Annotated in this window: 19 protein-coding genes and 2 tRNA genes; 1 reads left to right on the forward strand and 20 read right to left on the reverse strand. The window is 57.7% G+C overall.

Annotated features, from left to right (window positions below; translation table 11 throughout):
• Nucleotides 1-7 precede the first annotated feature (7 nt).
• From NTX71_03110 to NTX71_03195, 18 genes are all read right to left on the reverse strand, one after another.
• On the reverse strand, nt 8-604 hold the full coding sequence (locus NTX71_03110) for an RnfABCDGE type electron transport complex subunit A (protein ID MCX6338894.1): 597 nt from the start codon (nt 602-604) through the stop codon (nt 8-10).
• Nucleotides 591-1,256 (reverse strand): electron transport complex subunit RsxE, encoded by a 666-nt coding sequence (gene rsxE, locus NTX71_03115; protein ID MCX6338895.1) that lies wholly within the window; start codon nt 1,254-1,256, stop codon nt 591-593. The genes NTX71_03110 and rsxE overlap by 14 nt, the downstream gene beginning before the upstream one ends.
• Before the next feature lie 333 nt (nt 1,257-1,589).
• A complete protein-coding gene (locus tag NTX71_03120; protein ID MCX6338896.1) occupies nt 1,590-2,237 on the reverse strand; it encodes an RnfABCDGE type electron transport complex subunit G in 648 nt (215 codons plus the stop codon).
• A gap of 136 nt (nt 2,238-2,373) precedes the next feature.
• Nucleotides 2,374-3,321 (reverse strand): RnfABCDGE type electron transport complex subunit D, encoded by a 948-nt coding sequence (locus tag NTX71_03125; protein ID MCX6338897.1) that lies wholly within the window; start codon nt 3,319-3,321, stop codon nt 2,374-2,376.
• Nucleotides 3,311-4,654 carry an electron transport complex subunit RsxC gene (gene rsxC / locus NTX71_03130; GenBank protein ID MCX6338898.1) on the reverse strand — a complete coding sequence of 448 codons (1,344 nt, stop codon included), beginning with the start codon at nt 4,652-4,654 and terminating at the stop codon, nt 3,311-3,313. The genes NTX71_03125 and rsxC overlap by 11 nt, the downstream gene beginning before the upstream one ends.
• A 13-nt stretch (nt 4,655-4,667) precedes the next feature.
• Nucleotides 4,668-5,558, reverse strand: a complete 891-nt coding sequence (locus NTX71_03135) for an SH3 domain-containing protein (GenBank protein MCX6338899.1) — start codon at nt 5,556-5,558, stop codon at nt 4,668-4,670.
• Nucleotides 5,555-6,319 (reverse strand): pseudouridine synthase, encoded by a 765-nt coding sequence (locus tag NTX71_03140; protein MCX6338900.1) that lies wholly within the window; start codon nt 6,317-6,319, stop codon nt 5,555-5,557. The genes NTX71_03135 and NTX71_03140 overlap by 4 nt, the downstream gene beginning before the upstream one ends.
• 77 nt (nt 6,320-6,396) lie before the next feature.
• Nucleotides 6,397-6,552, reverse strand: coding sequence for a small basic protein (locus NTX71_03145; protein ID MCX6338901.1), 156 nt, complete (start codon nt 6,550-6,552; stop codon nt 6,397-6,399).
• A 71-nt stretch (nt 6,553-6,623) separates the two neighbouring features.
• Nucleotides 6,624-7,052 (reverse strand): DUF1841 family protein, encoded by a 429-nt coding sequence (locus NTX71_03150; protein ID MCX6338902.1) that lies wholly within the window; start codon nt 7,050-7,052, stop codon nt 6,624-6,626.
• 71 nt (nt 7,053-7,123) lie between these two features.
• Nucleotides 7,124-8,116 carry an ABC transporter ATP-binding protein gene (locus NTX71_03155; protein ID MCX6338903.1) on the reverse strand — a complete coding sequence of 331 codons (993 nt, stop codon included), beginning with the start codon at nt 8,114-8,116 and terminating at the stop codon, nt 7,124-7,126.
• A gap of 156 nt (nt 8,117-8,272) precedes the next feature.
• Nucleotides 8,273-8,638 carry a preprotein translocase subunit SecG gene (secG, locus tag NTX71_03160; GenBank protein ID MCX6338904.1) on the reverse strand — a complete coding sequence of 122 codons (366 nt, stop codon included), beginning with the start codon at nt 8,636-8,638 and terminating at the stop codon, nt 8,273-8,275.
• A gap of 12 nt (nt 8,639-8,650) precedes the next feature.
• The gene (gene tpiA / locus NTX71_03165; GenBank protein MCX6338905.1) at nt 8,651-9,406 is read right to left on the reverse strand and encodes a triose-phosphate isomerase; all 756 of its coding nucleotides are present in this window, start codon (nt 9,404-9,406) and stop codon (nt 8,651-8,653) included.
• 124 nt (nt 9,407-9,530) lie between these two features.
• Nucleotides 9,531-10,718 (reverse strand): phosphoglycerate kinase, encoded by a 1,188-nt coding sequence (locus tag NTX71_03170; GenBank protein MCX6338906.1) that lies wholly within the window; start codon nt 10,716-10,718, stop codon nt 9,531-9,533.
• Between the two features lie 81 nt (nt 10,719-10,799).
• The gene (gap, locus tag NTX71_03175; GenBank protein ID MCX6338907.1) at nt 10,800-11,810 is read right to left on the reverse strand and encodes a type I glyceraldehyde-3-phosphate dehydrogenase; all 1,011 of its coding nucleotides are present in this window, start codon (nt 11,808-11,810) and stop codon (nt 10,800-10,802) included.
• A 48-nt stretch (nt 11,811-11,858) separates the two neighbouring features.
• Nucleotides 11,859-11,947 (reverse strand) — tRNA-Leu (locus NTX71_03180).
• A gap of 110 nt (nt 11,948-12,057) precedes the next feature.
• The gene (locus NTX71_03185) at nt 12,058-13,824 is read right to left on the reverse strand and encodes a hypothetical protein (GenBank protein ID MCX6338908.1); all 1,767 of its coding nucleotides are present in this window, start codon (nt 13,822-13,824) and stop codon (nt 12,058-12,060) included.
• A gap of 66 nt (nt 13,825-13,890) precedes the next feature.
• Nucleotides 13,891-15,102, reverse strand: coding sequence for a glycosyltransferase family 39 protein (locus NTX71_03190; GenBank protein MCX6338909.1), 1,212 nt, complete (start codon nt 15,100-15,102; stop codon nt 13,891-13,893).
• A 99-nt stretch (nt 15,103-15,201) separates the two neighbouring features.
• Entirely contained in the window at nt 15,202-15,864 is a 663-nt protein-coding gene (locus tag NTX71_03195) for a peptidoglycan recognition family protein (protein MCX6338910.1), read from the reverse strand.
• A 435-nt stretch (nt 15,865-16,299) separates the two neighbouring features.
• On the opposite strand from NTX71_03195, the gene rpoN reads away from it, so the two are divergent.
• Entirely contained in the window at nt 16,300-17,760 is a 1,461-nt protein-coding gene (gene rpoN, locus NTX71_03200; GenBank protein ID MCX6338911.1) for an RNA polymerase factor sigma-54, read from the forward strand.
• Between the two features lie 144 nt (nt 17,761-17,904).
• Here the strand turns inward: rpoN and NTX71_03205 are convergent.
• Both NTX71_03205 and NTX71_03210 read right to left on the reverse strand, forming a co-directional pair.
• Nucleotides 17,905-17,980: transfer RNA gene (locus tag NTX71_03205), tRNA-Thr, on the reverse strand.
• A gap of 7 nt (nt 17,981-17,987) precedes the next feature.
• Entirely contained in the window at nt 17,988-19,085 is a 1,098-nt protein-coding gene (locus tag NTX71_03210; protein MCX6338912.1) for a site-specific integrase, read from the reverse strand.
• Between the last annotated feature and the right edge of the window lie 694 nt (nt 19,086-19,779).

Below are 19,779 nucleotides of genomic sequence, written 5' to 3' on the forward strand. Positions count from 1 at the left end.
TATAGGATTAGAACGACAGACCTGCAAAACCAAGAAAGCCGATCGCCGTCAGGCCCGCCGTGATGAGCGCTATCGGAATACCCCTGAGCGATTGCGGGACATCCGCAAAATCCAGTCGCTCCCGTATTCCCGCCATGATCAGCATCGCGAGGGTGAAACCGACGCCGCCCCCGAATCCCTGGACGATGCACTTGATCAGGCTGCCGGGCGTTCCGAACAACTGCTGCTTGTTCAGCGTCGCCACGCCGAGCACGGCGCAGTTCGTGGTGATGAGCGGAAGATATATCCCGAGCGCGCGGTAGAGAGCAGGGACCGACTTCTGCAGGAACATCTCGACCAGTTGCACGAATGCCGCGATGACCAGGATGAAGGCGATAATGTAGAGATAGGTGATCCCGCACGGCACGAGGACCCATTCGTAGATCGCCCAGGTGATCACCGAGCTCAGCGTCATCACGAAGATGACCGCCATCCCCATCCCCATCGCGGATGAGGTTCTCTCCGTGACCCCTATGTAGGGGCAAAGGCCGAGGAACTGGCAGAATATGAAATTATTCACCAGCACGACGCCGATAAAAATAGAGAACAGCTCAAACAGGTTCATGGTCCCCTCTTTTCGCCTTCACGTGCCGGAACAGCCCCATGAAGAGGCCAAACGTGAGCAAGGCGCCCGGGGCAAGGGTCATAATCAGCATCGGCTGATAGCCGGCTCCAAAGACGAGATAGCCATAAAATTTTCCCGCGCCGATAATCTCTCTCACCGTCGAGAGCAGGAGCAAGGCGAGGGTGAAGCCCACCCCCATGCCAAGCGCGTCGAGAACTGCGGCGAGCACCCCGCTCGTCGCCGCGAATGCCTCCGCTCGTCCCAGGATGATGCAATTCACCACGATGAGCGGAACATAGATGCCGAGGCGCGCGTACAGCGCCGGCGCGAAGCCGTGCATGACGAGGTCAACGATCGTTACGAATGAGGCGATGATCACGATGTAGATGGGGATGCGTATTTTCTGAACCTGCTTGATGAGCTCGGGGGGGAACACCCTGTCGAGAAACCGCATGAGCGCGGCGATGACGATGTTTGAGCCCAGGAGGACAAACGTGGCCGCCGCCCCCATGCCGAGCGCGTTCGATATGCTCACTGAAACCGCGAGCGTCGGGCAGAGGCCGAGGACGATCACGAATATCGGATTGAGGGTCACAATCCCTTTCGTGAACTCCTTCCAGTGGCTTGTCTTCTCTGCATTCTCGCGGGCCATTACTCCCCCCTATCTCATAGCGGTAATGTCAAAAGTTTCTCTAAAGCAACCACAGATTTCTCTGATTACTTATGCCTTTTCTGAGTAAATCAGTGGTGATTTATCTGCGGTAATATGCCTGTAATTAACCCACTGTATGGAAATTCTTTCCCTTCTCCATTTACCACAGATTTATTCACCACAGATTAGCGCGGATTCCCTCCCCCCAAAAAATCTTTACAACTATCTGTGCAATCTGTGGTTGCATTTAGTTTTTTCATAAAACTTTTGACACTACCCTCATAGCCGCCACGCGACCTGCCTGCCTTCGTGCAAGGCCGGCTCGATCGCTTCTTATGATTTCCGCGCGCCCCTCGCTTTGAGGAACGCCTCGATCGAATCCCTGACCGCCTGCGTGAGGGCGCGGCTCGTAATCGTCGCCCCCGTCAGCGCGTGGATTCCCTTTCCACCCTGAGACGGCCTGAGCAGCGTGATCTCACCCGCCGCGAGCCCGCGGTACTGTTCCTGAAACCACGGCCGCTGATCCGCGGCACCGGCGTTTTTCTTGTTGAAGAGATTCGCAATGCATGTCCAGATTGTCTCACTGACCTTGAGCTCATCAATGCGCGAGCCAAGCCCGGGCGTCTCTGCCTGCTCCAGCACCTTGACCCCCTGAATGACCCCCTGGGGGTTGATGCCGACGAGAACCTTGAGGACGCTCTGATATCCCTGCCGCTCGCTCGCGAGTGCGTACCCGATGAGCTCGCCGCTTCTGGAATACGCCTCACGGTAGGCGATCGCCCGGCCGCCCGCCAGGGGGCATTCTTTTTTCTCTGAGAATCGATCGGCTTGAGGGACCACCAGTTTCAGAGATTCGGCGACCGTGCGCGCCGCCGTCTTCGCGATTGCCCCTCTCGTCACCTCATAGACCAGCCCCAGGGCGAGGCCGTTCAGCAGGCACACGACCGTGAGCAGCACCGTCAGTTTCAGCACATCCCGCATACAATATCCTTATCAGATAAAAATAGTATATATTTTCACCACGGAGGCACGGAGATCACGGAGGCAGTGTATAGAAAAATTATTGCAAAAATTCTAATCGCTTTCTCCGTGTCCTCCGTGTCTCTGTGGTGGAAACTTAACTTCGCTTTGCGCGGCTTCCGAATCTCCTCGGCGGCGTGTAGCGGTCTATGACCGGGGTGAACGCGTTCATGAGCAGGATCGCGTAGCACACCCCCTCGGGGTACCCTCCCCAGGCCCGGATCACACCGGTGATCACTCCGCAGCCGCCGCCGAAAATCAGCCTCCCCCTCCCCGAGATCGGCACAGTCACCATGTCCGTGGCCATGAAACAGGCTCCCAGCACCGCGCCCCCGGCGAGAATCGCGAACAACGGATCACGGCCGCTGAGCCAGCTCATGAGGGCCAGCGCTCCGAGGAATGAAACGGGCGTGTGCCAGGTGATATCGCTCTTGACAAGCAGGAAGGCCGCACCCAGCAGGAGCAGCAGCGTGGATGTTTCGCCGATACATCCTCCGATCCGCCCCAGGAACATGTCCATATATGAGGGGAGTTGGATAGCGAGCTTTTCTTTGACAATCCCCAGCGGCGTGGCGCCCGTCACGTTATCCCAGGCTCCGTAGGGCCTCCACGTGGTCATCTGCACCGGATAGGACGCCATCAGGAACGCCCTCCCGATGAGGGCGGGGTTGAATATATTGTAGCCGAGGCCGCCGAACGCGTGCTTCGCGATCGCGATTGCGACGCCGCTACCCACGGCGGGCATCCAGAGCGGCACGCCTGGGGGGAGATTGAAGGCGAGGAGGAGGCCGGTTACCACCGCGCTGCCGTCGCTCACCGTCACCTGTTTCCTGAGCAGCCTCTGGACGATGGCCTCGACAACCACGCAGCTCACGACGCAGGCAGCCGTCACGCGCAGCGCAGCGAGACCGAATGACCAGATGCCCCAGCCGAGCGCGGGGAGCAGCGCAATGGTCACGCGCCACATGATCCTCTCTACCGACTCATCGGAGCTGAGATGCGGCCCGGGCGAGAGGATAAAAAGCCGTTGGTCGTCAGCTGACATGGCTGCCCCTTTTCTTCAGCTCCAGCTTCGCCCTCTTATACAGCTGTATCTGGTTCTTGCTCGTCGTGCACACATACGCGCAGGCGCCGCACTCCATGCACTCGGCAATGCCGTACTGTTCGGCGAGGTCCCACCGTCCCTTTTCCGCCGCCTGCCGGATGAGCGCGGGCGAGAGACCCATAGGGCACACGCGGAGACAGAGCCCGCAGCGGAGGCACGCGCGCGGCTTCGTCTCCGACGCCGCGCACTCCGGGAGGGCAATAATCCCTGATGTCCCCTTCACCACGGGCACGTCCGTGGTCCACTGCGCCACCCCCATCATCGGCCCTCCCATGATGAGCACGGCGGCGTCAGGAGTCAGGCCGCCGCTCTGCTCGATGATATCCTTAAAGGGCGTCCCTATGCGCACGAGCCAGTTCGCCGGCTCGCGCACGCCCTGGCCGGAGACCGTGATCACCCGCTCAACGAGCGGCTTCCCCGCACTGCACGCCTCCCAGACCGCCACAGCGGTGCCCACATTCTGCACCACCACCCCCACATCCGCGGGGAGCCCCCCGGGAGGGACCTCACGCTTCACAATGGCCGAGATGAGCTGTTTCTCCGCCCCCTGGGGATACTTGACCCTGAGGAGCACCGGCGTGATATCAGGCATCGCCGCCGATGCCTCCCGTATCGTCTCGTACGCGTCCCTCTTGTTATCCTCGATGCCGATAAACGCGCGCTCCACACCCGCAGCTCGCATGATGAGGCGGGTGCCCGCGATCACGTCCCCCGGCATTTCCAGCATGAGGCGATGGTCGGCGGTGAGGAATGGCTCGCACTCTGCGCCGTTGATAATCACCCACTCAAGCTTCTTCTCCGGCGGGGGCGACAGTTTGAAATGCGCAGGGAATTCGGCCCCCCCCAACCCGACGACCCCTGCGTCTCTGATGCGCGCGACAATCTCTTCCCTCGACAGCGCGGATGGATCACCGCCCGCCACGCTCCCCCACACCCGCTCGTCCTTTCCGTCCCCCTCGATCTCCGCCGCCAGCCCCACCCCGCCGTAAGGGACGGGTACATTCTCGATGCGGGTGATGGTTCCGGAGATGCTCGCGTGGAGAGGAACCGAGACCGGCCCTGAAGCCTCCGCTATCTTCTCGCCCGTGCGGACATGCTGCCCCGCGCTCACCATGAAGCGCGGAGGCTCGCCGGCGTTCTGGACGAGCGGGATGCGGACAACCGGGGGCAGGGCGGCGCGCCTGATCGGGCAGTCCTTCGTCATCCCCTTGCGCTCGGGAGGGTGGATACCACCGCGGAATGTGCCCAGTCGCATCACTATATCCTCTTCCATGGTGATAACCGCATCACTGCACCTCAATGCGCCTCACGTCGAGCACCGGTATCCCTGACGTGGACCGGCCCATCTCATATCCCCACACCTTCACGCTGTCGCCTTCATAGTAGGAGAGGTTGGTCGCCCTCGACTTGAGGAGGCACAGAACCCGCATGCGCAGAAATCCCGCGACGAGGCTGTGGTCCGCTCCCGAAATGGCGCTCTCTTCCGACCTCACTATTCTGCCCTCGTAGGCGCGGGGGATTCCGGCCATCTCCAGCCGTATGGTTGCGGGGGCCCCTGGCTGCCCCTCGATCATCGCCCCCTCCACCCTCGGCGGTGCAGAAGCGACTGGCTGCTCCTCTACCTCCATGGCTTTCTCCTCCTCATCCTCCTCCTCGGAAGACAGCTTCTCCGGCTTCTCGCTCCCCTTCTCGTCGGGCAGAAGGTCAATGAGCTCGGAACTCACCCATAGGTATGTCCCGCGGGGCGGACTGATCGAAGTCCACTCCCCTCGCTTCTCGATTTCCTCAACCCGCTCACCCCTCGAGAGCTGGCAGACCACCGTTGAACTCGCCGACGGCTTTGCGCGGACATTGAGGCGGCCGGTGAGCACGCTCCCTCCGGAGATATAACGGCTCGAGACCCAGAACGGGACATCCCTGGGCGGCATGACGCAATACCAGCCCGAGACCCGGCCGCACACGGTCACTCGCGTGTCCCTGTCGAGCCGCGCGAGGATTTCGTAGTTCAGACTCCTCCCCGCGCGCAGGTTGACACGGTCAGTGTTTATCTCCCCGACGCAGGGGAAACCGATCTGCCCCGCGAGCGAAATGCCTGGATTGCATGCCGCAACGCCGGCCACGCACGCCGCAACACGAAAGATAGAGACACCCCCTTGCTGCAATATGTTCGTCCTCATTGCGCGCTCCTCCGTATGCGATGCGTTCGTGAATGTGCCCCCGACGACTCCTTTCGCTCGAATAGCTTATCCAATTCCTCTTCCCCGAGGAACCGGTATCCGCCCACCGGGAGCGCCCCGAGTTTCAGTTCGCCGATCGCGATCCTCCGCAACCGCTTCACGGGACATCCCACCGCGAGAAACATCCTCTTGAGCTGACGCTTCCTCCCCTCCCTGATCCTTATGGTGATCATCTCTCCCCTGCCCGACCGCTCCCGCTTCAGCACGCTCGCGGGGAGGGTTTTTCTGCCATCGAGGAATACGCCTCGCTCCAGGACCTCCCTCGCCTTCGGCGAGAGCGGCCGCTCTATGCATACCTGGTATGTTTTGCCGACACCGCCGCGCGGGTGCGCGACGCGATGGGTAAAATCCCCGTCGTTGGTGAGCACCACGAGGCCCTCCGCATCCAGGTCGAGACGCCCCACGGCGTACAACCTCTGCGGGACCCGCCGCAGGAGATCGAAAATTGTCCTCCGCCCGCGCTCGTCGGAGTTCGTGCAAAGATACCCTCGCGGTTTATTGAGTGCACAATACACCTTTTTCTCGAGCCTGACCCTTTCCGCGTCGAGGGTGATTGTATCCTGTGACGCATCGGCGCGGGTTCCAATATCACTCACCCGCATCCCATTGACGCAGACGCGACCCTGGACAATGAGCTCTTCGCACGCACGCCGCGACCCATACCCCGCCTCAGCCAATATTTTTTGGAGTCTTTGCATCATAAAAAAAAGGTTGATGGATGAGGGTTCGGGGTTGAGCGGACACACCTTTACATTTGAACCCTCAGCCCTCAACCAAGTTACTCCGTCACCTTCGTCTTGGGCAGGCCGAGCGGGGAATCCCCTTCTTTTAATTTTCCCTTGGCCTTGAGAATGTCAATGCGCTCGAACCTCTTGAGGACATTCCTCCTCGCCTTAACCTTCCCGCTCCCGCCGAAGCTCGGATGTCTGCTCATACCATGGACCTCCCCTCATTGTGTGAAACGCGGCACACCCGGCGCCATTGCCGTAGGCGATATTCCCGCGTTCAGTTTTGATCACGGTGCAGCAAGTTATCGAGCCCCTTCAGGTAACGCGCGCGATCGAAGGGGCGGTGTGCGCCCATGATCTCATATATCTCGTTGATCAGCACGGAGCCTATCATATGAATGGCCTCGTGACGGTCAATCCCCTTCCTCTGGAGCTCGCCGAGAACGACGCTCACCCCTGGCGGGTCGCCACCCCGCAACTGATTCTCCACGGCAACATGGATGTGCACGTGGAGAAAAGGATTCGCACCGTTGACCGTGCAGTGCTCGTCCGGGGCCGCGCTGCCCGCCTCCCACGCGCTCTTGTACTCATCGTGCTCGCGAAGCGCCCCGGCGATATGCTCCTCCTCTGGAAGCGTGAGGCCCCGCTGAAACCTTTCCCATATGGAGCACATGATCTCCCGTGAGATCCACACCATTTCTTTCATTTGATCAGGCATTTCACTACGGCCAAAAGCTAAAGGCTAAAAGTGCAAAGTATAAAATCCATGTCCTCCAGCTAGCGCGCTGCCGCCGGGATCCGCTCGGCAAAATGACACGCGGTGCGATAGCCCGGGGCGCACTGGCTCAATTCCGGCTCTCGCTCGACACAGACACGCTGTGCCATGCCGCATCGCGGATGGAAACGGCATCCGAGAGGATACTCGGTCGGGTTGGGGACGCTCCCCCTGATCGCCTCGAGACGCGCTCGCCGCGCTCCCCCCAGGAGCGGCACTGACCTCAGCAGCGCGCGCGTGTACGGATGCGCGGGTGAGGCGAGGAGTTGCCGGGCCGGCCCCTCCTCGACGATTTTTCCGGCGTACATGATCGCGATGCGGTCGGCGAGCTCCGAGATGACGCCCAGATCGTGGCTGATGAGCAGGAGCGCCATGCCAGAGCTCCTCTGTCTCTCCTCCAGGAGATCGAGTATCTGCGCCTGGATGGTCACGTCCAGGGCCGTTGTCGGCTCGTCCGCGATGAGCAATCGCGGATTGCATAAGAGCGACATGGCGATCATCACCCTCTGCTGCATCCCGCCTGACATCTGGTGCGGATACTCGTGGAGCCGCATCTCGGGTGAGGGGATGCGCACGCGCGCGAGTGCCTCTCGCGATTTCGAGAGCGCTTCCCGCCGTCCGGCGCCCTGGTGAATCCTCACCGATTCAGAGAGCTGGTTGCCGATCGTGAAGACGGGGTTGAGCGACGCGAATGGATCCTGAAAAACCATCCCGATCTCATTGCCGCGGACAAGCCGCATCTCCCGCTCGGAGAGGGTGAGCAGGTCCCTCCCCCGCCACCGCACACGCCCGCCGACCACTGCCCCCTGACGGGGATCAATGAGCCTCAGGATCGAAAGCGCGGTGGCGCTCTTGCCGCACGCGCTCTCGCCCACAAGGCCGAGTGTCTCTCCCTCGCTTATGCTCAGGGAGACGCCGTCCACAGCCCTGACGACGCCCTCGTCAGAAAAAAAGTGCGTCCTGAGGTCAACAACATCGAGCAAGGGTTTAGCCATATGCTTCCACGCATCCGAGGTGAGGGAGTGGCTCCGCGATGAACGGTTGCTCTCCCCTCGTATAAAATATCCATGGGTGAAAGCCGGTGCCCACGCAAAGAATCCACCAACGCTGGACAGTCGGTGGATGCGCGCGATCTCCCCTTCCTCTTGCGTTTACTTTGCAGCGGCGTTCTTGCGCTCCGCGCCGGTATCCTTTTGTGCATCTGACGGGAGCGTGGGTTTCTCCACTGCCCCTGCCGGCGCCGCCTTCTTCTCCTCAGCGACCGCGCTCACTATGGACCTTCCGCCGCCGGGCCGGACCCTGGTGAGGAGCAGGCAGGTGGCGATAAACGTCACTGCGAAGACGACGGTTGCCTTGCTGAGCACGTCGCCGGCGCGCGCGCCGAATATCGTCTGCCCGCCGCCCCCAAGGCCGAACGCCCCCGAGAGTCCGGCATCCTTGCCCGATTGAAGCAGCACGGCGACAACCAGAAGAACGCAACTCGCTATATGCACGATCACCACTATTATGAACAGCATTTCTCTTTCTCCTTACCTGTCGTATCTCACAATCCCGCAAAACGAATCCGCGTCAAGGCTCGCGCCCCCGACGAGGGCCCCGTCAATGTCCTCCTGCGCCATCAATTCTTTAATATTGCCGGGGGTGACACTCCCGCCGTAGAGGATGCGCAGCTTCTCTCCCGCCCCCCTGTGGTAGCGCTCCCTCGCCCACAGACGGATCGTCGCGTGGGCCGCCGCCGCCTGCTCCGGCGTTGCGGTACGTCCGGTCCCGATCGCCCACACCGGCTCATAGGCGATGAGGCATTTCAGGAAATCCCCCTCGTCAAGCGCGGCACACGCGCCGTCCATCTGTTTTCTCAGGACTTCGTCGGTGACTCCGTGCTCCCTTTTATCGAGCGTCTCTCCCACACACACGATCGGCGTGAGACCGGCCGAGAGCGCCGCGCCAATCTTCCTTCGCACCGTTTCGTTCGTTTCTCCGAAGAGCCGCCGCCGTTCTGAGTGGCCAACGATCACAAAACCGCAGCCGACATCCCTGAGCATCGCCGCGCTGATCTCGCCCGTGTAGGCGCCCTCAGCCTCCCAGTAGAGATCCTGGGCCCCCATCTGTATGGTGCTCCCCTCGAGTATCTCCCCGATCGGGCTGAGCGCGGTGAACGGCGGGCAGACGACGATTTCGGTCGCCCGTTCGTCGAAGAGCTCCCGCTTCAGGGCCCCCACGAGCTCGATGGCCCCCCCGACCGTCTTGTGCATCTTCCAGTTGCCCGCTATCAGTGGCCGTCTCATAGTTACCATTCAACTTTCACCACGGAGGCACGGAGTGCACGGAGAACTTCTTAATCGTAAAAATTGTTTCTACGTTAGCTCCTCTGACTCCGTGTACTCTGTGTCTCCGTGGTAAGAAATATAATCACTTGTCAGTCAATGCGGCGATGCCGGGGAGCTCCCTCCCCTCCAGGAACTCGAGCGAGGCGCCGCCGCCCGTGGAGATATGCGTGATCCTGTCCGCGAGGCCGAATTTGTTAATCGCGGTCACGGAATCTCCGCCGCCGACCACGCTCACCGCTGTGGAATCCGCAATCTTCCGCGCGATCGCTTCAGTCCCCTTCGCAAACTCGTCGATCTCGAACACGCCCATCGGCCCGTTCCAGAATATCGTTCTCGCTGCGGCGATCCTCTCTCCGTAAATTGCGATAGTGCGCGGGCCTATATCAACCCCGATCCATCCGTCCCCGATACCGTCTCTCCCGACCAATTTCGTCTCGCTCCCCCTCTCTACTTTCTTCGCGATGAGGTGGTCAACAGGCAGCATGAGCTCCTTCCGCCGATCGGCGGCCGTGCGCATGAGCGAGGATGCGAGCGCCAGCCTGTCCATCTCGACGAGCGACGACCCGACTGGAACCCCCTGCGCCTTGAGCAGCGTGTAACTCATCGCTCCGCCGATCAGCACATCGTCGGCCTTTTCCATCAGCTTCTCGATCACCGCGATTTTCGTGGAGATCTTCGCGCCGCCGAGGATTGCCACGAAGGGGCGTCGGGGATTCGCGAGGAGATCGCCGAGATGCCTGATCTCGTCCCGCATCAGGTAGCCCGCGGCGGCCTTCGCGATATAGTGCGTCACCCCGACGGTCGAGGCGTGCGCCCGGTGTGCGGTGCCGAACGCATCGTTCACGTACACATCGCCGAGGGAAGCGAGCGCCTTACTGAAGGCCTCGTCATTCTCCTCTTCCTCCGGGTGGAACCGCACGTTCTCCAGGATCGCGATATCGCCCGCCTTCATCCCGCTGACGAATTTCTCGACCTCGGCTCCCACACAATCGCCGAGCTGGGCAACGGGCCTGCCCAGTATCTCGGAGAGCCGCATGGACACGGGTTTCAAGCTCAGTGACGGGACAACCTTCCCGTCAGGCCTCCCCAGATGAGACATGAGAATCAGCGCGCCGCCGTGCTCCACCACGTATCGGATTGAGGGAATGCTCGCCCTGATCCGGCTGTCATCGGCGACACGCCCATCCGTGCCCATCGGGACGTTGAAATCAACCCGCATGAGCACCCGCTTCCCTTTGACGTCTAGATCTTCGATAAAAAGCTTCGGCATACCCTCTGAAATCCCAAATCCAAAATCCCAAATCCCAATTTAAAATTTACAATTCACAATTTCCAATTTCCAATTCTTGTGTTACAGCAACCTGGCGAGCAGCTTCAGGAGATCCACGCAGCGGCAGGAGTATCCCCACTCGTTATCGTACCAGCCGATCATCTTCACCATCCGGTCGCCCATCACCATGGTGCAGAGCGAGTCAAAAATGCAGGAGGCGGTGTTCCCCACAAAATCGACCGACACCAGCGGTTCATCGCAGTATTCGATGATCCCCCTGAGCGGCCCTTCCGCCGCCTTTTTCATGGCGGAATTTACCGCTTCCACCGTGATGCTTTTCGTGGTCACCGCGACAAGATCGGTGACCGAAACATCCGCAGTCGGAACCCGTATCGCCAACCCATCGAGTTTTCCCTTGAGCTCGGGTATCACCTTCCCCACCGCGGTCGCGGCGCCCGTGGTGGTGGGAATCATGTTGAGCGCCGCGGCGCGCGCCCGACGCAGATCCTCGTGCGGCAGATCCAAGATTCTCTGGTCGTTCGTGTAGGAGTGAATCGTCGTCATCAGCCCCCGCTCAACTCCGAATGACTCATGGAGCACCTTGACCATCGGCGCGAGGCAATTCGTGGTGCATGAGGCGTTTGAAATGAAGCGATCCTCTGGTTTAATCGTCTTCTCATTAACCCCCACCACAACGGTCGCGTCGATCTCTCCCTTGGCGGGGACGGTGAGCAGGACCTTCTTCGCCCCTGCGTCCACGTGCTTTTGCAGTTGCTCTTTCTTCCTGAAAACGCCCGACGATTCCAGCACAATCGAGACACCGAGTTCCCTCCACGGCAGGGCGGCGGGATCTTTCTCTGAGAGCACCTGAATCGTGCGCCCATTCACCACGAACGCGCCGTCCTTCAACTCGACGGTCCCTCGAAAACGCCCGTGCACCGAATCATACTTCAAGAGATGCGCCAGGGTGGGAGCATCGGTCAGGTCATTGACCCCCACGACCTCAACACCTTCCATCCCCTGCTGTTGGAGTATCCTGAACACCTGCCGCCCTATGCGTCCGAATCCGTTAATCCCAATCCTTACCGCCATTGTATCTTCTCCTCCATTCTTTCCACTTTCCACTTTTCACTGTAGTTATGGTGCGGAAGGGGGGATTTGAACCCCCATAACCCGTTAGGGTCACAAGGCCCTCAACCTTGCGTGTCTGCCAGTTCCACCACTTCCGCACATATTGGGCAGATGGAGACATTCGCAAATAATCCACAAGTTTATCTGTAATTTTGCTCCGGCGCCACTATAAAGTGCGCACACGCGGCGCAGGTACCGAGCGGCGCCATCACGACGCCGGGCGCCGCGGCCCCTCGACCCTGATGTACATATCCGATTTCTCATTCTCATTCCGGGCATACATGGTCTCAAAGAGATGGCCATAGTAAAACGGATCGGGGATATTATTCACCGGATAGTCATACACCGGGAAAGAAACCTTCACGTAGTTCCCTTGCTGCAAGAGCCGCCTGAAGACACCGTGTGTCCGGCCATACGCCTTCCGTTCGACCAGTATGTCAGGCTGATACCGCAGATCCTCATCGAGGTTCTTGCCGGTGAGGCCGACCGTCACCCTGCAGCCCAGGTAGTACATATACGAGCACTCTTCATAATTTGTCGCAACCACAAGCCGCTCCGTGTCTCCCCTATTCTCTTTGATCCATGGGATTATATAATCGAGCGGCCCTTTATATTGATGGGTCAGCTGGTAGATATATCCTTTGGTATATGCGGATGTGTGATAAAAAACTACCAGGGAGAGTGCTGTTACCACTGTGGCGAGACAGGTTCCCGCCGGCAGCCTCCTGCCTGTCGGAACCAGCGTATTGACGTACCCGATCACTATGAAAAGATCCGTGATCATCATTGCCGCCATGACCGGCTGGAGCACAATGTAGTATCTCACGAAGAGGTAACTGGGTATATTCGCGATCAGCAGGCTGTAAATCACAATGAATGAGGTGAGCAAAAATGAAAACTTCTGCATCCTGCTGTTCTCCACACGCCATCCGGGATAATCCACGCCGGGGCCGCCCGCTGCCCTCGTATATATCCATCCGATCAGCGCACATATTTTCAATGCGAGGGCCACATAGAGCAATTCCAGCTCTGAAAAATATTTCACAATCAGCGTGAGATGCGAGAGGTACGTCTCGAAGGTGAAATTGTACATCTGCGCGAGGAGCGCCGAGGTCTTGAAGGTCTCGTAGAACACGAACAGCGGCGCGAGCAGGGCCGCCGCAACCAGCACCGGAGCCACTGCACCCAGCAACTCCAGGCACCACCTCCGCGGTTCAAACGGCTCCCCTGATTCACCCGGAGCTCTCGCGAGAATGGTACCCGCAGAATTGACTGCCTGAACAAAGAGGAGCGCCGCGCAAAAAATATAGAAGAGAACAAAGCTCACGTTGAAGGCGATCACAAGCAGCAGGGTCATGGAGGCAAGATAGCCGCCAAAATGATATTCCCCATGGATGAACCGGCGCGTGCATACGTATAAAAAGCAGGCGCTCAGTAAGATAACCAAGGAGTAATATCGCGCTTCCCGCATGTGCAGGAGCAGGAATACCGAGCATAGCTCCACACAGGCAAATATGGCGAGGAATATCCTGTAACGGAGCGGGCTCGGGAAAATGCCCCTCGCCGACAGTGCCAGGACAATCAAACCGATCAATCCGGCGGTAGCAAACGGCACCCGCACCAGAGCTGTCTGGAGATAGATATCCCGGGTCAGTTTTGCGAGGAGGACGCCGATAGTGGCAAAGTAGTAGTTAGCCCAGCCGATACTTATGTTCGCATCGCATGGTGCCTTATATCCCACCCACTGCCGCATCAGAGGGAGAAAGATCACGTTTATGCCGTCGTGAACCTTGGGATAGCCATATTGGAGGATTTTTGCCGCGGTCATGGCCGTCTCTGACTCGTCATTCCAGAGGAGGGGATATGATATGTTCTTATACAGGCTCACGCACAAGAGCAGCGACAGGACGACAATCGCCCTGTTGAGCACAGATGCGGCCCAGATGTATCGCGTATCCTCATGGTCAGATCGCATGCTGAAATCACCATCTCTCAGGCGCGTCGGTAACTGCTGCGCCGTGGGTTGTGTACGCCGCTGCCGTCACCCGGCCGGGATGAGCCGCCGCTCCTGGAGCAGATACATGCTCACAGGGTCGTAGAGGTTGTGGAGGACAAAAATGTTATAGAAAAGGATGTAGTCAAACACGCTTATGGCAGCGACGCAGAGGGCACACACGACAATCGCGTGCCGGGGAGTATAGGTCTCCGCGATCCTCTGGATCATCAATACGGCAAACAGCCGCAGCGGGGTATCCAGGAGCATTGCATACCGTACGTTCTTTACGAAAAATATCAGGGAAAATAAGTAGCACACACCGAGCACGGAAAAGTACCGGTCCCCCTCCCTGCGCTGAGGCATGCACATCTGGCTGAAGAAATAGCCTATGGCGAGTATGCACACCCATGGCGAGAGCAATATGAAATCCACGAGGTAGCTGATCCAGGCGCCCGAACAGTATAGATTCGCATACCTGTTCGCCGCCGGCGAGGTCATGATGATCTGTATAACCTTAAAAACATCCGCCGCGTTGCCGGAGGCAAGGATGCAGACCCCGAGCGCCAATAAGGGCGGACATACGGTTATCAACAGGATATCGCGCAGGGACACCTGTTGTTTTTTCACGTATTTCAAGATCCCCAGATAAATAGCGAACACAGGCGCCAGCAATACCAGAACCTCTTTCATGAGAATGGTGATTGCATAAACACCTACGAACAGAGCCCGCCGCATCCCGTTCCCCTCATCCACCGCATCGAATAGCAGCCATACGGCCACGATCGCGCACATATTTGCGGGGCCGTCAACGAGTGCGCGCCGCGCCATCGCCATGTTGAGAGGGGAAAATGCGATGAGCATGGAAAAAAAGAAGGCGGTGGTCTCGCCGTAATATTTTCTGCAGAAACAATACGAGACGGCGAGCGCGCCGCAGTAGCAGCAGAGCGACAGCCATGACAGCGCGATATATGAGGGCCCGAACAGGCTTACCCAGGCGCCCGCGAGTGTGATATACGCCACCCTCAGCGGGCTTGGAAAAATCCAGTGAGCTCTATTATGTACATAGTCGCTGAACATCCCAGGGAATGAGCTGATGCCTTCAGTGCTCATGCGCGTGGCGTAGTTCAGATAGTAACCCTCGTCAGCGCCTGGTTTGTATGCCACTCGGGGAAGGCTCGAATAGACGAGAAATGCGGCAACGCAAAGGAGTATGAGGAAAAAGCGGCCGTCTAGGATCGGTCTTGCGTGAGGATTCATCGCGGCGCTTCAGTCGATGGGTTGAGCAGGTGCATACCTATCGGATCTCTACGCGCGGCGGCAGATGTGCGGAGATCCCGGAATGTAGGGCGCATCGATTCACCTTCTCGGCGCAGAAAGGAGGCCCACGCGCTGCGTCGCCCCTGTTTTCATAGCGGTATTTGTCCTCAGCGCTGCGGAGGGGAGCGGCATATGGAGCGCCGGGGATGAGGGTTTTGCTTTCAACCGCTCCTTAAATTTCTTCATCGGGAAGTTGTATCCAGGGCACATGGTGTGTTCCCCCGTGAAATCGCCGTGACCCTTTATGCAACTCAGGGGTATATCATACGTCGCGCGCAGCTTGTTCACCAGGTTGACAAGCGAATCCATCTGTTTCTTACTCATCGTCTGCCGGTTAAAATTGCCCACGAGGCAGATCCCGATGCCGGATTCATTGAGCCACGGCTGCTTGGCGTGCCCGCCGGGAAGCTGTGCTCTCCAGCGGTGGCTCTCCTCTACCTCCCCGTCCCCACAACCAGAGGTGCCGTTTCCGATCACGAAATGATAGGCGAGGCCGTTTACCATATGTCTGAGCTTGCTGTGGTATCGATCCATGATCGCAGCATTCCCCTTACGGGTGGCGCTGTGGTGGATGACGATGTATCTCCAACGGCATGGCTTTTTAGAGGGGGCCGATTCCGCTCCATTGGAAAACACCAGCGGAAAAATGGCGATTGCGATCAACAGAACGCTGACACGGTTAGATAGTCTGCGGAGCTGCATCGATATAATTGATATAGAAACCTCCAACCCCAGGAGCGTATAATAGAATACCATATCACTTCAGGGGTGCAATACATTTTTGCCTGATCCACATCATGAGGGCCTGCGCTCAGTGCATAACTGTCGCACTCGCAAAGAGCTACTCAACGGGAGCAATTCACAACTTGCCGACAGGTTCTTCCTCTTGCCAGGGAGAGCGGTAACTCTCCCGCGGTAACCCCTCAGTTATGGGTGGTATTACTGTAGGGGCTTGATTTATCAAGCCCGCAGTAAGCCATACGGGTCGGATAAAACTTGTCCTGAGCCTGCCGAAGGATCCGACCCCTACAGATTGGAGGGTCCGCTCACCACCCAAGACTGAGGCATTACCTCCCGCGGGAATATCCTGTTGACTGACCAATTCAAACATAGTATTCTTAATTAGAGGTAACACTTATGGTAATCCGCCTTGAGCAGGTTCAGCGGCAGACGCAGAAACTCATTCTCTCCCCCCAGATGCAGCAGGCGATCAAACTGCTGCTGCTCCCGCTGCCGCTCCTCCAGCAGACCATCCGCCAGGAGATGGCGCAGAATCCGGTCCTTGAAGAAGAACTCCTCCAGGAAGAAGAGCAGGAAGAGGCCCAGGAGACTGAGCAACAGCAGGAATCGGAAAGAGAGGAAGACTCAAAGCGGGATGAGGCCGGCGAGCTCAACTTCGAGGAGGAATTCAACAGGCTCCTGAAGATCGACGAAGAGTGGAAGGAATATTTCCGCCAGAGCGGCAGCTACCGCAAGTACTCCGAGGAAGACGAGGAGAAGCGGCGCTTTCTTGAAGCATCGGTGGTGAAACCGGAGACGCTTCAGGAAAATCTTCTGAACCAGCTTGGACTCGCCCTTCTCACCGATGAGGAGAAGAGGATCTGCGAAGCGCTCATCGGGAACATAGACGACAACGGTTACTTCCGAGGCGCCATCGAGGACATTGCCCAGCAGCTCGGGGCTCCCGTGGATGAGGTCGCGCGCATGCTGGCGCTCATCCAGACCCTCAGCCCCGTGGGCGTCGGGGCCCGGGATCTCCGCGAGTGCTTGCTCATCCAGCTCAGGCGCCTGGCGAAACAAGACAGCATGGCGTACAGGATCGTCGAGCAGCATCTTGAGGAGCTCGGCGCGAGGAAATACCGTCAAATCGCGAAAGCACTCAAGGTGTCTCCGCTACAGGTTCAAAAAATAGCCGAGTTTATCGAGACGCTGGATCCCAAGCCGGGGAGGATCTTCTCGAGCGAGCTCGCCCAGTATAGCACCCCTGATGTCTTTGTCGAAAAAGATGCTGAGGGCTACAACGTCATCCTCAATGACGACCGCATCCCCCACCTGCGCATCAGCAACCTCTACAAGCAGATGGTCCTGAATCCCGATGCCGACAAGGATACAAAATCATACATACGGGAAAAGATCAAGGGGGGGCAATGGCTGCTGCGCAACATCAGGCAGCGCCAGCAGACGATATACAACATCGCCTCGGAAATCGTGAAGAAGCAGCGGGGATTCTTTGACGAGGGCATTCCCCGCCTCACGCCGCTCACGCTCCAGCAGGTGGCGGATTCTCTGGGCATCCATGAATCAACAGTGAGCCGCGCAATCGCCGGCAAGTATATCCAAACTCCCCACGGCCTCTTTGACATGAAGTATTTCTTCAGCGCGGGTATCGCGTCGGAGGGCGGCGGGAGTGTCGTGACCGGTAATATTAAAACCATGATTCAGCAGATGATCGGCCAGGAAGATCCAAAGAGCCCGCTGAGCGACCAGCAGATAATAGAGAAGCTGAAGGGAAAAGGGCTCACCCTCGCACGGCGCACGGTCACCAAGTATCGGAAGGAGCTCGGGATCCGCTCATCCAACAAGCGCCGCAAGTTTTAATTTTCACCACGGACCTGCCTGCCGGCAGGCAGGGGCACGGAGGACACGGAGAAATAGTAGGAGGTTGTTCAAGCAGCAGGCAGAAACAAAGGGAGCCATTTCGGCTCCCTTCCACTTTCCACTGTTCACTCTTCACTGCAGTACTGGAGCCAGCGATCGGAATTGAACCGATAACCTGCGCATTACGAATGCGCCGCTCTGCCGGTTGAGCTACGCTGGCTATATGTTCACTCGGAAGGAGTTACAGCAAGTGCTCCGGGGACCGAAATGATGCTAGTGTCCATATAGTGTCTATCTTTTCCCACTTTTCGCCCTTCCAGTACCTCAACCGCTTCCCTCTTGCTCTCCGGTGTAGGATGGGCGTATCTCATTGTTGTCTCTATTGAAGCATGGCCCAGGATTTCCTTCACTACCGGAAGGCTTACCCCTGCCAGGACCATCTTGGTAGCCACAGTATGCCTTAGATCATGAAAGCGGCATCTTGCAATCCCGGACCGCCTCAGCGCATTATGAAAAGCCGTCTTCACTGATCCGAAGGATTTACCATTATTGTCGAACACAAATATACCATCTCTCTTGTGCCCATTCAATACCTTACGGACTTCTCCGTTGATAGGTATTTGCCGCTGTTTCCCACTCTTGGTCTTTATCACAGTAATATAGCCATGTGGTAGGTTGATCTGCTCCCATGTGAGATTGAGTATCTCCCCGAGCCTCATGCCGGTGTTTAGGGCAATTATGACTATATCCCTCAAATGACCGTTGCACGAATCCAGAAGCGCCTTAATCTCCTCATCGGAGAGAATCCGCTGCATGAGGTTATCTACTTTATAGAACTGGACCTGCCTGGCGGGATTTTTCTCAGCCCTCCCCCACTTGATTGCCATGTTGAACATGTTTTTCAGGCAGGCGAGTTCCCTGTTCGCGGTGGACATCGGCACATCCCGGGGATCCCTGTCCCTGTACTTGGGCCGCGACAGGATTTCCTGCCGCCTCTGTAACTTGTACTTCTCCACCACCTCCGGAGTGACCTGGTCCAGCCGGTAACTGCCCATCACCCTGTTCAGATGCTTAATGATGTCAATGTCTCTTCTCCATGACCGCTTCGTGGCTTTTGAGTGTTCCAGGTATTGGGTTGAGAATTCTGCAAGCGTGGGACACTTTCGCCGTTTCTTAATCTCAAATCTCCCCTGGAGTATCGCCGCCTTCCGGATGGCAAGCATCTGCTCAGCCTGTTTCTTACTCGGCCCTATTTTCTGCCGGAACCTTATAAGGTCGCAATAATAATCTATGTACCAGTTACCGTTTTTCTTAAAAAGCGCCATAAAAATGTCCCTTTAGCATCATAGTGACCAATATGGTCCACATCGCATGGCGACATCACTATTTTGGCTCAATAGGTCGATATGCCCATTCCCCGTCAACTTGCACTCGTTCAAAAGCTTTGACCCATTCCGATTTGCTTACTGATATGCGCTGACTGAACCATGCAACCATGTTGCTCCCAATCCATCTCAACGGTGGCATAGTAGGCAGCTGTTGCTGTGCCTCTTCAATAAGAAGTCTACCTTCAGCATCGCGTAATAAACGAGCGGCAATGCTATGAGAAGAAATATAGCCTTTGCGGTTACAGCAGGCATGTCGGATAACCCGTGCGATAATAGGAAAGACTATTTCTTGCTTCCAAACAGGAGTCATACAATATCCCTATAAAAAACGGCTCATGACACTTTTTTGTGAAGAATTTGCACGGAGTTAGCGAGACTGCATTTATGAAGCCCGACGTATCCTACTGGCTGGCTTGAGCTTGAGCCTTCAAGGGCTCCGCTCAAGCCAGCCGGACAGGTCAAAAAGGTAGTTTCATGCCGAGGAGTGCAAGAAGTAGGTAAAAAAGAAGGCATCAGGTAGTATATCCTCGCGTTGAAATCCTGCAAGAAATCGACGAGAGGAGCTACCCGATGCGAAGCAATCTTACCACACTTCTCGGTATTCAAAGCTATAGAATTGCCGGCTTGGCTG

It is taken from the genome of Candidatus Auribacterota bacterium (assembly GCA_026392035.1).
Lineage (GTDB): Bacteria > Auribacterota > Tritonobacteria > UBA1439 > UBA1439 > JAPLCX01.